Source organism: Pseudomonas sp. FJ2-5-13, from assembly GCF_029201605.1.
Classification (GTDB): Bacteria; Pseudomonadota; Gammaproteobacteria; order Pseudomonadales; family Pseudomonadaceae; genus Aquipseudomonas; species Aquipseudomonas lactis.
The window spans coordinates 2,546,740-2,560,638 of record NZ_CP104045.1; the positions used below are offsets into that span (position 1 = coordinate 2,546,740).

Below are 13,899 nucleotides of genomic sequence, written 5' to 3' on the forward strand. Positions count from 1 at the left end.
GTGACCTCTCGATCATGGCCATTACCCCTGGCGAAATGAATCGCCATAACATGTGAGGAAAAACAATGAAAAGCTTGAAAACCCTCGTTTGTGCAACTTCGTTTGCTCTGTGCTTTGGCGCTGCGTCGATGGCGAGTGCGGCTTCCGTTTCTCCAGACGGTCCGTTCTCGACTAACGCCGGTACCATCGTGGTGAAGTCACCTTCATCCTTTGGTGCAGCAGTGACGTGCGGCATTACCTTTACCGGCAACGTTAGCGGTGGCGTGGCTTCTATCAACGGTGCTTCCCTGACCGGCGGCGGTCTGTGCGCACTGCCCACGCTGACTAACCTGCCTTGGGTTCTTACCGCTTCGACGGGCACCACCGGCACTGTGACCAACGTAGGCTACAAAATCACCTCGATTCCGGCCACTAACTGCGGCCCTACCACCATTGCCGTGGCGTGGACTCCAGGTACCAAAACACTTTCGGCTACCAATCAGTCGCTGACCGGCAACTGCACTGTCGTATCGCTGAGTGTTGTTGCCCCGACACTGACGGTTAACCCATAAGCATGTGACTCCTGAGGGCTGATCACCCATTGAAAGACCGATGCCTCACGCGAGGCATCGGTTGGGCAGGGTACTTACGGTCTGCCTACGGCCACACGACCCACCGGCAGGGGCCGGGCGAAATAATAATAAGGAGCAGCGCATGAATAATAAGAAACAACACGCTCACACGTTACTCGGGTTGGCGCTGTTGGGAGGTTTGATGGCCACGGGACATGTGCAGGCGGGCGGCTTCTCTACGCCAACCTACGGTGCGCCCGGCTGGGGTCGCGCGTTTGGCGGCGGTTCATTGTTCAAGAACGACCCCAGTGCCGCGTACAACAACCCGGCAGCCATGGCCTTCATCGACTCAACTATCGCGCAGCAGACAGTGGATTATGCCCGGGTCAAGATCAAATATTCGGGTCAGGCTTTTGACCACAACGGTAATCCAGTGACCAATACGCCAGTATTGGACGATCAGGGCAACATGGGCGATCCGACCCTCAATAACAATAATGGGGGGCAAGGTGGCTTTACCGCGTGGCTGCCGACCGGCTTCCTGGTGATCCCAATCGGCGACCGCTTTGCTTTTGGCTTGAGCCAGGTGGTCCCCCAGGGCATGAGAACAACTTGGAACGAAGACTCCAAGCTGCGGGATTTTGCAGTCGACACCAAAATTGAGACCGTTGGCCTGACAGGCTCACTGTCGTTCAAGGTCAATGACCAGTTTTCGGTCGGCGGCGGCGCCATCGTCCAACGCAGCCAGGGATTTGTCAGCCAGAACGTCGACTTGCTGGCAGCGGCGGACGTCTCTCCCGGACTCGGCGGGACTGGCTTTCCGACCGGTGTAGGACATTCGTTGATGCGTGTGAAAGTCGATAATATTTCGGTCGGTTGGTTTGGCGGTGTGGTATGGAAACCGACGGCGCAAGACACCCTGGGCTTGAACTATCACGCCAAAATCAAAAACAAGATGACCGGCAAATACAATGTCTATACGGATGCTATCGGTCGCAACGCGATGACCAATCCTATTGGACCGAACGGCGAAACATTGGTTGAAATGGCGTATCCCGGACTGAAGCTTTTCCCGGACGGGGCGCATGCCAGCACTCAGTTGGATATTCCGGCGACTGCGGCGATTGACTGGGTACACCAGTTCAATGATCGCTGGACATTGGGTGTCAGCGCCCAGTGGACTGAATGGTCGTCGTTCAAAGACCTGACACTCAAGTCGCAAGGCTCGACTATTGTTGCCATCCCGTACAACTACAAGAACGCTTGGATGACCTCGATCGGTGGCGACTATAAAGCCACTGACGAACTTACCCTGCGTGCCGGTGTAGCTTACGACCAGACACCTACCCGTAACTCCACGCGTGACCCCCGGATCCCCGACGGCGACCGCTACTTCTTGGCGTTTGGTGCCGGCTATGACATCAAGGCTGTGCCTGGTCTGTCAGTGGATGCCGCGTATTCGCACCAGTTCGTTCAGAAGGTCAATCTGAAGACCAAGAACGTTGATCGTCTCGGAGCCGCTCAACTGGACGGCAAGGCCGAATCGTCAGGTGATGTGGTCAGTCTGTCGGCTACCTACAAGTTCTAAAGAGCACGCGGGGCAGTTGTCGAGCAGGGTTCCCAGCGCACCTGGAGACCCTGCCAGGGCTGTTTAGGCTGTTCTGATTCCTTATTCCACAAGGCTGAGTCGTTCAGCCTGAATTTTTTCGTCAACACACTAAATAAAAATTTCAAAACATAATTTGAATTTATGATTTGAAGTTTGTAGTGTGGTTTTACGCCCTGAATCAAGTAGAGGTATCCCTATGCTTATCTGGTTATTGGTGGGTCTCGCCGCCGCGATTGCCCTGGCGTATCGACAAGCCGCCGCCACCTTGTGGCTGGGCGCTGGCCTGGTCTGGTTGGCGGCGGGTTACCTGTTCAACGTGGTGGCCGTGCCGGGCATGACCCTGGCGGCAGTGCTGGTGGTGCTGCCCGCCGTGGTGCTGGCGGTCAAACCGCTGCGCCGCAAGCTGCTGACCGCCAAGGCTCTGGGCCTGTTTCGCACGATCATGCCGGCGATGTCCGATACCGAGCGTGCGGCCATCGAGTCCGGCACCGTGTGGTGGGATGCCGAGCTGTTCAGCGGCAAACCCAACTGGCAGCGCCTGCTGCAAGCCGCGCCGGCCAGCCTGAGCGCCGAGGAGCAAGCCTTCCTCGACAACGAAGTCGAAACCCTGTGCGACATCGCCAACGACTGGGAAACCACGCAGGTCTGGCAGGACATGTCCCCCGAGGGCTGGCAGTACACCAAGGAGGCCGGGTTCCTCGGCATGATCATTCCCAAGCAGTACGGCGGCAAAGGCTTCTCCCACTACGCCCATTCCCAAGTGGTGATGAAGCTGTCGACACGCTGCTCGGCGGCAGCGATTTCGGTGATGGTTCCCAACTCCCTCGGCCCGGCCGAGCTGCTGCTGCATTACGGCACCGACGCCCAGCGCAACTACTACCTGCCGCGCCTGGCACGCGGTGAAGACATCCCCTGTTTCGCCCTGACCAGCCCGTATGCGGGCTCCGATGCCGGCGCGATCCCCGACCTGGGCATCGTCTGCAAAGGTATGCATGAGGGCGAGGAAGTGCTGGGTTTCAAAGTGACCTGGGACAAGCGCTATATCACCCTCGGCCCGATTGCCACGGTGCTGGGCCTGGCGTTCCGCGCCGAAGACCCGCAGGGCCTGCTTGGCGCGCCAGGTTCCCTGGGCATTACCTGTGCGTTGATCCCCACCTCCCATCCAGGGGTGAACAGCGGCCGGCGTCACTGGCCGTTGAATGCGGTCTTCCAGAACGGCCCAACCACCGGCAAGGATGTGTTCATTCCCTTGGAGTGGGTGATCGGTGGCCGCGACCAAATCGGCAACGGCTGGCGCATGTTGATGGAATGCCTGGCGGCAGGCCGGGCGATTTCCCTGCCTTCGGCCAACGTCGGCCTGGGCAAAGTGGCGGTGCGCGGTACGAGCGCCTATGCGGCGATGCGCAAGCAATTCGGCCTGCCCATCGGCAAGTTCGAAGGTGTACAGGCGCCGTTGGCGCGCATGGCCGGGCATCTATATGCGTGTGATGCGGTGCGCAAGGTGTCGGTGGCGTCCCTGGACGCCGGCGAGAAACCGTCGGTGATCTCGGCCATCGCCAAGTACCACGTCACCGAGCGTGCGCGCATCATCGTCAACGATGGCATGGACATCGTCGCCGGCAAAGGCATCTGCATGGGCCCCAATAACTTCCTCGCCCGTGCCTACCAGCAAAGCCCCATCGCCATTACGGTGGAGGGCGCGAACATCATGACCCGCTGCCTGATCATCTTTGGCCAGGGCTTGATTCGTTGCCATCCCTACGTGTTCCGCGAGATGGAAGCGGCGCACAACCCCGACCGGCGCAAGGCCCTGGAAGACTTCGACAGTGCGATGTTCGGCCATGTGAGTTTTGTAGTAGCCAACACCGTACGCGCAGCGGTGCATGCCCTGACCGGCGGGCGCCTGATTGCGGCGCCGGCCAAGACCGACCCGGCACTGGCTGCCTACTACCGCCAGGCCAATCGGCTGTCGGTGGTGCTGGCGCTGATCTCGGATATTTCCATGGGCGTGCTGGGCGGCGCCCTCAAGCGCAAGGAAAGTATCACCGGGCGCCTGGGGGATATTTTGTCGCAGCTGTACATCCTGTCTTGCGTGCTCAAGCGTTTCGAGGATGACGGCAGGCCCCAGGCGGACTTGCCGCTGGTGCACTGGGCGGCCCAGGACGCGCTGCTGCGCGCCCATGAAGCCTTGGCCGAAGTGCTCGACAACTACCCCTCAAAACCCGCTGCAGCGGTGGTGCGCACGTTGAGTTTTCCGTTTGGCATCCCGCTGCGCAAACCATCGGACCGGCTGTTGGCACAGGTGGCGCAGGTGGTGCAGACCCCTGGCGAGACCCGCGACCGTTTGCTGGCCAATTCCTACATTCCGCGTCCGGAAGTCGACAAGCTGGCCTACGGCGAATTGGGTTTCCGTTTGTTGCCCCAAGTGGAGTTGATCGAGGCGCGGCTCAAACCCGCCATCAAGCAAGGTCTGCTCGGCCCGCTGCCGATTGCTGCCACGGCCTTTACCGATTGGCGCGTCAAGGCGCGGGCGCTGGATTTGATCAGCGACGACGAAGACGCCTTGCTGGCGCGCTATGTGGAATACGCCGACCACGGTATCCAGGTGGATGACTTCCCCCAGGACTTTGGTTTGCTGGAGGCCCTGCAGCAGCGTAAGCAGGCGCTCGAACCGGTGGCCAAACGGCGCAGCGTCCCGGTCAACTAGGAGAAACACGGTCCACCTGTGGGAGCTGGCTTGCCTGCGATGGCATCACCTCGGTTTGACTGATACACCGAGTCGCCGGCATCGCAGGCAAGCCAGCTCCCACATCGATCGGGTTTACAAGACAAGAACTGTGTTGTGAGTGGAACCCTCTATGAGTGACAGCTACCTTTCGTTCGTCAATTCTCCCTGGGGCCGGCGCCTGGCCCAGGCCGTTGGCTTGCCGCAACCCTTGGCATTGCAACGGCATCGCAGCGGCCAGGTTGGCCTGGCTAACCCGGTGATCATCGCCGGGGCAGGGCGCCTGGTGGCCTCGGTGCAGCGCCTCTTCAGCGCCACCGATACCGTCGCCGCGACCCCGGCGACGCTCAAGGCGCCGTCCACGGTCAAGGTGCAAGGCGCGGTGTTCGACGCCAGCGGCGTGACCGACCTGCAACAGCTGGATGAGCTCTACCTGTTCTTTCACAGCAATGCCAAACGCCTGGGCCAGCATGGCCGGGTGGTCGTACTCGGCACCGCGCCCGAGCATTGTAACGACTTGCCCCAGGCCATCGCCCAACGTGCCCTTGAGGGCTTGGTGCGGTCGCTGGCCAAGGAGCTGCGCCGGGCGATCACCGTGCAATTGCTGTACGTGGCGCCGGGCGCCGAAGATGCGCTGGACAGCAGCCTGGGGTTTTTCCTGTCGCGGCGCTCCGCCTATGTCTCGGGGCAAGTGGTGCGCCTGGAAAAACCGGTCGATGGCCACGCCGCCGTCAACTGGGACAAACCCTTTGCCGGTAAACGCGCCCTGGTCACCGGCGCCTCCCGTGGCATCGGCCTGGCAATTGCCCAGGTGCTGGCGCGCGACGGTGCCCATGTGGTGTGCGTCGACGTGCCCCAGGCCCAGCAAGCCTTGCAGCAGGCGGCGACCAGCGTGGGCGGTTCGGCGCTGCCCCTGGATATTACCGCCGCCGACACCGCCGCGCTGTTGCACACCCACGTCAGCCAATACGGCGCCTTTGATGTGGTGGTGCACAACGCCGGGATCACCCGCGACAAGACCATCGCCAAAATGACCGAGGCCGCCTGGCGCAGTGTGCTGGCGGTCAATCTCGAAGCGCCGTGGCAGCTCAGTGAGGCCTTGCTCGACAGTCAGGGTTTGAACCCTGGCGGGCGCATTGTGTGCGTGTCGTCGATTTCCGGTATCGCCGGCAACCTGGGGCAAAGCAACTACGCCACATCCAAAGCCGGGGTGATCGGCCTGGTACAGGGCCTGGCACCGCGTGCGGCAGGCCGGCAGGTCACGGTGAACGCGGTGGCGCCCGGCTTTATCGAAACCCAGATGACCGCGAAAATCCCGCTGATGATCCGTGAAGCGGGGCGGCGCATGAATTCGTTGTCCCAGGGCGGGCAGCCCATCGACGTGGCCGAGACCATCGCCTGGCTGGCCCATCCGGCGTCGGGCGGGGTCAATGGCCAGGTGGTGCGGGTGTGTGGCCAAAGCCTGTTGGGAGCCTGACCGATGGACTACGTGACACAGATTATCGACCCACCGCCGTCGCGCACGCAGTTGCTGCTCGACGGCCTGCGTGCCTTGCGCAAACCCAAGCTCGACGGTGCGCCGCCATTGCCCACCGCACGCCTGGTGCGCAGCGCGGTGGAGCTTTCGCCGGCCGGTATCGCCGCTTACGCACGGGCGTGCGGCTTTCGTCGCGAGCAGGGCGTGCCATTGTCCTATCCCCATGTGCTGGCGTTCCCACTGCACCTGCTGCTGCTGACCCGGCCAAGCTTCCCGTACCCGGCCAGCGGCATGGTGCACCTGGCCAATCGTATTCGTCAGCACCAGCGCCTGCACGAGGGCCAGGCGCTGCGCCTGGAAGTGTATTGCGAGCGCTGGGTGGCCCATCCGAAAGGGCAGGCCTTGAGCATCGCGACTCGGGCCTACAGCCAGGAAACCCTGGTGTGGGAAAGCGACAGCCTGTACTTGCGCCGTGACGTCAGCAATCCGGTGGGTGAACCCTGGAATGACCCTCTGCCACTGCGGGAAGACGGCCTGTTACGCACCCAGCGTTGGGTGCTGCCCGCCGACCTGGGGCGACGCTTTGCCAAGGTCTCGGGGGACTTCAACCCCATTCACACGTCGGTCATCGGTGCCAAACTCTTCGGCTTTCGTCGCGCCATCGCCCATGGCATGTGGACCCTGGGCCGCGCATTGGCAGCGCAACAGCCACCCGGCGGCCTGGACCAGGCCGAGGCCCATTGCGACTTCAAATTGCCGATCTTCCTGCCCGGCCAGGTTGCCTTGTGGCGCCACCCCGTGACCGGCCCACGGCGCGAGTTCGAAGTGCGCAATTTCGCCGGGGACAAGCCCCATATGCGCGGGCTATTCATTTGCAAAGAGAGCCAGCAATGAGCGACTACAGCTTTACCCCAGCCCCGACCCGCCGCGTGGCGATTATCGGCGGCAACCGTATTCCCTTTGCGCGCTCCAACACGGTGTATGCCCACGACAGTAACCAGGACCTGCTGGTCGCCGCCCTGCAAGGGTTGGTGGAGCGCTACAACCTGCACGGCCAGCGCCTGGGTGAGTTTGCCGCTGGGGCGGTGATCAAGCATTCGCGGGATTTCAACCTGGCCCGCGAGGCGCTGTTGTCCACCACGCTTTCCCCGCAAACCCCGGCCTATGATGTACAACAAGCCTGTGGTACTGGCCTTGAAGCCGCGCTGCTGGTGGCGAATAAAATCGCCCTCGGCCAGATCGAAGTGGGCGTTGCCGGTGGTGCCGACACTACTTCCGACGCGCCCATTGGCATCAACGAATCCTTGCGCCATACCTTGCTTGCGGCCAATCGCGCCAAACGCCTGGGCGACAAGCTCAAAACCTTGTTGAAAGTACGCCCATCGATGCTGTTCAAGCCGTTGCTGCCGCGTAATGGCGAACCGCGCACCGGGCTGTCCATGGGCGAGCATTGCGAAGAAATGGCCAAGCGTTGGCAGATCAAGCGCCTGGCCCAGGACGAGCTGACCCTCACCAGCCACCAGCGCCTGGATGCGGCTTATAAACGCGGCTTCTTCGACGACCTGATCAGCCCCTATCGCGGCTTGGCCCGTGACAACAACCTGCGTGCCGATATCAGCCTCGAAAAGCTCGCAGGCTTGTCGCCGGCCTTCGACCGCCAGAACGGCACGCTGACCGCCGGCAACTCCACGCCCTTGACCGATGGCGCCTCGGTGGTGCTGCTGGCCAGTGAAGAATGGGCTGCCGCCAATGGCTGGCCGGTGTTGGCCTACTTGCGCACGGGCGAAACGGCCGCGGTAAATTTTGTCGACGGCACCGAGGGCCTGCTGATGGCGCCGGCTTACGCCGTGCCGCGCATGCTTGCACGTGAAGGCTTGAGTTTTGCCGACTTCGATTTTTTCGAGATTCACGAAGCGTTCGCCGCCCAGGTGTTGTGCACGCTCAAAGCCTGGGAAGACCCGCAGTATTGCCGCGAGCGACTCGGCTTGAGCGCTCCCCTGGGCGCCATCGACCGGGCCAAGATGAACGTCAACGGCGGCTCACTGGGCTGCGGTCATCCCTTTGCGGCCACAGGTGGCCGGCAACTGGCGGCGCTGGCCAAGGCCATCCACGAACGCGGTGGCGGCCGCGGCCTGATCTCGATCTGCGCAGCGGGTGGGTTGGGCATCACCGCCATCGTCGAAAAGTAGCGCTATCAAACACAACAATAAGGACACTGCCATGAACGCTATCAGCCTGGAACACACCGAACGCATCTGGTTGAACACTTACCTGCCCGGCGTGCCGGCGGACATTGAGGCCGGGATCGAGAACTACCCCTCGCTGCGCGAAGTGTTCCTGGAGCACCTGGAAAAATTCCGTGAGCGGGTCGCCTACGTCAGCATCGGCACAGAAATGACCTATGCCGATTGGCGCACCCAAGGCATTGCCTTTGCCGCCTGGCTGCAGGGCCAGGGCGTGAAGAAGGGCGATCGCGTGGCCCTGATGATGCCCAACTGCTTGCAGTACCCGATCTGCCTGCTGGGCACGATCCTGGCCGGGGCGGTGGTGGTCAACGTCAACCCGTTGTACACCGCCCACGAACTCAAGCACCTGCTCAAGGACAGTGGCGCCGAAACCGTGGTGATCTTCGAAAATTTCGCGCATACCCTGGAAAAAGCCATGGTGGGCAGCAGCGTCAAGCGTGTGGTGGTCGCGGCCATTGGCGACTTGCTGGGTACCTTCAAGGGCGCGGCGATGAACTTCATTCTGCGCAGCGTGCAGAAGCAGGTGCCGGCCTTCACGCTGCCCGGCTCGCTGCGTTTCAACCAGGTGCTCAAACAGGGCAGGGCCATGCACCATTTGCCGGTCAGCCTGGGCCGCGAAGAACTGGCCTTTTTGCAATACACCGGCGGCACCACCGGCGATGCCAAGGGCGTGATGCTCAGCCATCGCAACATCATTGCCAACCTGCTGCAAGCCAAGGCTTGGGTCGGTGACCAGTTAAACCAGCACAAGCAGGAAACCAACGTGACCTTGCTGCCGCTGTACCACATCTTCTCCCTGACGGTGAACTGCCTGATGTTCATGTGCCTGGGCGGGCGCAATATCCTCATCGCCAACCCTCGGGACGTGAAGCGCGTGCAGATGATCCTGCGCAAGGAACGCTTCAATGGCATCGCCGGGGTGAACACGCTGTTCAATGGCTTGCTGGAAAACAAGGCGTTCTGTGCACGGGACTTTTCCGACCTGCGCCTGGTGATTGCTGGCGGCATGGCCACCCACACCGCCGTGGCCAAGCGCTGGAAGGAAGTGACCGGGCTGCCGATCATCGAAGGCTACGGGCTGACCGAGTGCTCGCCCGTGGTGAGCATCAGCCCCATTGATATTTCGCGCATGCGCGAGATGGAATTCACCGGCAGCATTGGTGTGCCGTTGCCCTCTACCTGGGTGCGTTTTATACGTGAAGACGGCGAACTGGCGGACATCGGCGAGCAGGGCGAGTTGCAAGTACGCGGCCCGCAAGTGATGCAGGGCTACTGGCAACGGCCGAAGGAAACCGCCGAGGTGCTGGATGCCGAGGGCTGGCTGTCCACCGGTGATATCGGCGTGATGGACGCACGCGGGTATATCCGCCTGGTGGACCGCAAGAAAGACATGATCCTGGTCTCGGGTTTCAACGTGTACCCCAATGAAATCGAGGACGTGGTGGCCATGCACCCTGGCGTTGCCGAAGTGGCGGCCATTGGTGTGGAAGATGCGGTAAGCGGGGAGAAGGTCAAGATCATCGTCGTGCGCAAGGACCCGAACCTGACACAGGAGCAGATTCTTGCGCACTGCCGAGAGTACCTCACGGGGTACAAGCTGCCTAAGTATGTGGAGTTTCGCACTACGGAATTGCCCAAGACTACGGTGGGCAAGGTGCTGCGCCGGGCCTTGCGTTGATGCTGTCCACCCTGAACGATCAGAGGTAACCGTCATCCTGGATGTTCAGCCCGATAACGTCTTCGCTGCTGATTGGCCGGGTACTTTTGATCAAAAAATCGGTCTTCCCGTCGCCTGTCAAATCAACGCCCAGGAAGTACCTGCCGGTGGCCGGGTTGTGCACAATGATCGTGTCGCCGGGCTGGTTGCGGTACTGATTGACATAGTTGAGTTTGACGTGGGCGTTTTCGCTCATTGTTCTCAAGTCAATCTTGTCTTTGCCAGTGGTGAAGTCCATGAGGAGGTCTGCGTTATTGCGTGGAGAATCGCAGGAAAAATGGTAGCTGAAGGTATTGAAACCGCCATTACCGGTCAGATGATCCGCGCCTGCACCACCGATCAGGATGTTATCGGCGCTATTTCCGCTGATACGGTCGTTGCCCTTGCCACCTATGGCGTTTTCGATAAGGGTTTCTGAGGTAATAAACACATTATCGTGCAGGCCACCTACGCTGGAGCGAGTGCCGGGCGTTAAATCAATCCGTTGGTCTTGATAGAAGCCAGAGAAATCCAAGGTATCGTTGCCTTCTCTGTCGTACACGTTGAACTGAGGTTTGTCGCAGGCAGAGGTGAGGGTTGTACCGGGGCGTCCGGTATTTGCATTGAAACCATAAACCGTGTCGCCCGTGTCGGGTTTGAAGCCTGGCGCTGGCGTGGGTGTGAGTTCAGGTTTGGGCTTGGGCTTGGGCTGGGGTTCTGGCTCAGGCCTGGGTTTGGGCTGGGGCTTGGGTTCTGATTCAGGCTTGGGTTTAGGCTCGGTCTTGGGGTCTGATTCGGGCTTGGGTTTAGGCTCGGGCGTGAGGTCTGATTCGGGCTCAGGCTCGGGTTTTGGGGCAGCCTGCGTCAGGATGTCGTCTAGCTTTATAGGCCTTTTGCTTAGAATCACTAGTGCGGAATCAAGCTTGCCGTTCACATCGAGAACCAGTTTGTGCAGCTTGGCGTCTTCATCGTAACTTAGCGTCAGCTCGCCTTTGCGACCGGTCAGTGCGTTCACCAGCGTTGGCTTTTCGATGCCGGCTTCCTTGAGAACCCTGGACAGGTCGATCTTGTCGACACCGCTGGTAAAGTCTTCAAGTCTGTCCGGGTTCGCCGGGCTGGAGTCGCTGGCTTTGTTGTAAACAAAGGTATCAGCACCCCCGCCGCCTATCAGTGTGTCTCCACCGGCCCCGCCGGTTAGTCTGTTATTGACCTGGTTGCCGGTCAGTACGTCATGCCCTGAGCCACCGATGGCATTCTCCACCACAACGCCCTTGGCGATGGAGACGTTGCTCACACGGCCGCCCACATCCGAGAGTGTCTCGGCGTTCAAATTGATCTTTTGGTTCTGCTTGAAACCGGAAAAGTCCAAGGTATCTTCACCACCGTTGTCCCAGACACAAAAGTTGGTCAGTTCGTCGGCGGAGGTCAAGGTGTAATGATCACGCTCAGTGTTTGAATTGAAGCCATAAGTTGTATTACCTTTTCGGGTTTCATTGTTGGGCGTGTATAAACGATGGGCGGCTGCAATGTCATGCATCGCGGGGGTCAAGTTACTATCAGAAATACTGACGCCACGTTCGTCCGCGGGACGCCACCATTTGTTTCTGTAACTCATGGCCGTATGGGTTTTATTGTTTTCTGGATAATTTCCGGTTGGATGGCCTAAGCCCAGACTATGACCGAGCTCATGGATCATGGAAGAATGCGCAGGCAAATTTTTGTTGCCGACGCCGATGCCAATGATGGCACTTTTCCCATCGCCTGGCCTGCCGGCATGTCCACCCACACCGTCACTGGCATGCAGTACAAAAAAAGCATCAGCGTCCTTGGCATTTTCGGTGAACTTGACCTTGACCACGTCTTCCCAAGCCTGCATCGCGCGCTTGAAGGCTTTTTTCCTGGCCTGGCTGAACTCAAATGCACCACCGTTTTTAAGCCAGGCGGTGTCCGGGTCGGATGAGTTGAAAAACTTATATGAGACGGTTATTTGTCCGTCGCCATTGTTGTCCTTTAATTTGAAGTTTTCCCGGGTAAGGTCATGAGCAACTTTGTCCGATAGCGAAACGGCGGAGGGGGCGGCTGTTGGCGTGTTGATCGAGAGGGGGTGAATTTGATGTTCGACGTGTACAGGATGTTGGTTTTTGATAAGTGACATGAATGTGTTCCGAATGTTGCATTGGGTTGAGTTGCAGAACGCTTTAAGTTTCTGTCGTGGCGTAAAGTGGCTTATTTCTTGGCGTAAGACCAGAGGGTATTTATTGCGGCGTGTAATGGTAAGTAAGGGGCGTACTTAAGGTGTGAGTTGTCTGTATGCGAGTGTGTTAAGTATTGCGTGTGTTGGTGGGGAGGTGATTATTTGAAGTTGGGAAAAATTACTGTTTGAAGTGCGACTCAGCCAATGGGTGCTTGTCTTGGGGAAAGGCTGTCGCCCCTTTCCCCGTGAACGTTCTTATCAATGTATTTAAAGCTCGCCAACCTTGACCCAGCGTTCTTCCTGAGCCGCCACTCGAATCGCCGTCGCCAACCGCTCCACCTCCCACGCCGCCTCAAAGTCCGTGCCCTGCGCCCCGTGGCCGGCCAGGGCCATGATCAACTCGTGCACTTCCAACGTCTTCAACTCGTTGTAGCCCAATTGATGCCCCGCGGCCGGGCTGAACGCCGCATAGCCGGGCAGGGCAGGGCCAGCCAGCAGGCGCTGGAAACCGTCCTGGCCGATGCGGCACAGGCGCAGTTCATTCAAGCGTTCCTGGTCAAACGCCAGCGTGCCTAGGGTACCGCTGATCTCGAAACTCAGATGGTTCTTGTAGCCGTGCTTGAGCCAACTGCTGCTCACCGTGCCACGGGCGCCGTTGGCAAAGCGCAACAGGGCGTGCGCCTGGTCATCCACGGCAATGGTTTTTGAGGTCGGGCTGCCGGCGGTGGCGGGGCGCTGGCTGTGTACGGTCTGGGTATCGGCACACACATGGGTTACCTCGCCCACCAGATAGCGGGCCATCGACAGCAAATGGCTGCCCAGGTCGGCCAGGGCGCCGCCAGCATGCTCCACTTCGCAGCGCCACGACCAAGGGGAAGCCGGGTCGGCCATGAAGTCTTCGCTGAACTCACCTTGAAAACTGATGATCTGGCCCAATTCGCCCAGGGCAATCATCTGCCGCGCCAGCACGATCATCGGATTGTGCTGGTAGTTGTAGCCGACCCGAGTCACCACCCCGGCGGTATGGGCGGCGCGGCGCATGGCATCGGCTTGTTCAAGGCTGACGGCCAGGGGCTTTTCGCAATACACGGCTTTACCCGCCGCTATTGCGGCCATGGCCATGGGGTAATGCAAATGGTTGGGGGTGGTGATGGCTACGACGTCGACCTTGGGATCGTTGACCAGCGCTTGCCAGTCACCATGGGCCTGGGCAAACCCCCAGGCGCTGGCGCAACGCTGGGCGCGCTCGGTGTCGGCATCGGCCAGGGCGGCCAGCTTGAGGTGCACCGGCAGTTCAAATACCGCCCGCGCGTTATTGAACGCCAGCGCGTGGGCGCGGCCCATGAAGCCTGTGCCGATCAAGCCGATTCCGAGTTCACGCATCGTCGTGGTCCTTTGGAT

General features: G+C 60.2%; 9 protein-coding genes. 7 read left to right on the top strand and 2 right to left on the bottom strand.

The window, feature by feature from the left end:
* The first annotated feature begins 65 nt into the window (after positions 1-65).
* From praB to N2A98_RS11210, 7 genes are all read left to right on the top strand, one after another.
* The gene (praB, locus tag N2A98_RS11180) at positions 66-551 is read left to right on the top strand and encodes an alkane oxidation protein activator PraB (RefSeq protein WP_078802984.1); all 486 of its coding nucleotides are present in this window, start codon (positions 66-68) and stop codon (positions 549-551) included.
* Between the two features lie 142 nt (positions 552-693).
* A complete protein-coding gene (locus N2A98_RS11185) occupies positions 694-2,139 on the top strand; it encodes an outer membrane protein transport protein (RefSeq protein WP_032892161.1) in 1,446 nt (481 codons plus the stop codon).
* Positions 2,140-2,356: 217 nt separating this feature from the next.
* Positions 2,357-4,867 carry an acyl-CoA dehydrogenase gene (locus N2A98_RS11190; RefSeq protein WP_275623426.1) on the top strand — a complete coding sequence of 837 codons (2,511 nt, stop codon included), beginning with the start codon at positions 2,357-2,359 and terminating at the stop codon, positions 4,865-4,867.
* 151 nt (positions 4,868-5,018) lie between these two features.
* Positions 5,019-6,362 carry a 3-oxoacyl-ACP reductase gene (locus N2A98_RS11195; protein WP_275623427.1) on the top strand — a complete coding sequence of 448 codons (1,344 nt, stop codon included), beginning with the start codon at positions 5,019-5,021 and terminating at the stop codon, positions 6,360-6,362.
* Between the two features lie 3 nt (positions 6,363-6,365).
* Positions 6,366-7,256: a MaoC/PaaZ C-terminal domain-containing protein gene (locus N2A98_RS11200; RefSeq protein WP_275623428.1), complete on the top strand. Its 891-nt coding sequence runs from the start codon at positions 6,366-6,368 to the stop codon at positions 7,254-7,256.
* Positions 7,253-8,551, top strand: a complete 1,299-nt coding sequence (locus tag N2A98_RS11205) for an acetyl-CoA C-acetyltransferase (RefSeq protein ID WP_275623429.1) — start codon at positions 7,253-7,255, stop codon at positions 8,549-8,551. The genes N2A98_RS11200 and N2A98_RS11205 overlap by 4 nt, the downstream gene beginning before the upstream one ends.
* A 31-nt stretch (positions 8,552-8,582) precedes the next feature.
* The gene (locus N2A98_RS11210; protein WP_275623430.1) at positions 8,583-10,286 is read left to right on the top strand and encodes an AMP-binding protein; all 1,704 of its coding nucleotides are present in this window, start codon (positions 8,583-8,585) and stop codon (positions 10,284-10,286) included.
* Between the two features lie 19 nt (positions 10,287-10,305).
* On the opposite strand, the gene N2A98_RS11215 is transcribed toward N2A98_RS11210, so the two are convergent.
* Both N2A98_RS11215 and N2A98_RS11220 read right to left on the bottom strand, forming a co-directional pair.
* Positions 10,306-12,459: a M10 family metallopeptidase C-terminal domain-containing protein gene (locus tag N2A98_RS11215; protein WP_275623431.1), complete on the bottom strand. Its 2,154-nt coding sequence runs from the start codon at positions 12,457-12,459 to the stop codon at positions 10,306-10,308.
* Positions 12,460-12,765: 306 nt separating this feature from the next.
* Positions 12,766-13,881 carry a Gfo/Idh/MocA family oxidoreductase gene (locus tag N2A98_RS11220; RefSeq protein ID WP_275623432.1) on the bottom strand — a complete coding sequence of 372 codons (1,116 nt, stop codon included), beginning with the start codon at positions 13,879-13,881 and terminating at the stop codon, positions 12,766-12,768.
* Positions 13,882-13,899: the final 18 nt, after the last annotated feature.

What these genes read in the sequence shown, in the direction of transcription:
- N2A98_RS11205 (WP_275623429.1), top strand. Translation starts at nt 7,253, where the DNA reads ATGAGCGACTACAGCTTTACCCCAGCCCCGACCCGCCGCGTGGCGATT.
- N2A98_RS11215 (WP_275623431.1), bottom strand. Translation starts at nt 12,459, where the DNA reads ATGTCACTTATCAAAAACCAACATCCTGTACACGTCGAACATCAAATT.
- N2A98_RS11195 (WP_275623427.1), top strand. Translation starts at nt 5,019, where the DNA reads ATGAGTGACAGCTACCTTTCGTTCGTCAATTCTCCCTGGGGCCGGCGC.
- N2A98_RS11220 (WP_275623432.1), bottom strand. Translation starts at nt 13,881, where the DNA reads ATGCGTGAACTCGGAATCGGCTTGATCGGCACAGGCTTCATGGGCCGC.
- N2A98_RS11185 (WP_032892161.1), top strand. Translation starts at nt 694, where the DNA reads ATGAATAATAAGAAACAACACGCTCACACGTTACTCGGGTTGGCGCTG.
- N2A98_RS11190 (WP_275623426.1), top strand. Translation starts at nt 2,357, where the DNA reads ATGCTTATCTGGTTATTGGTGGGTCTCGCCGCCGCGATTGCCCTGGCG.
- N2A98_RS11210 (WP_275623430.1), top strand. Translation starts at nt 8,583, where the DNA reads ATGAACGCTATCAGCCTGGAACACACCGAACGCATCTGGTTGAACACT.
- N2A98_RS11200 (WP_275623428.1), top strand. Translation starts at nt 6,366, where the DNA reads ATGGACTACGTGACACAGATTATCGACCCACCGCCGTCGCGCACGCAG.
- praB (WP_078802984.1), top strand. Translation starts at nt 66, where the DNA reads ATGAAAAGCTTGAAAACCCTCGTTTGTGCAACTTCGTTTGCTCTGTGC.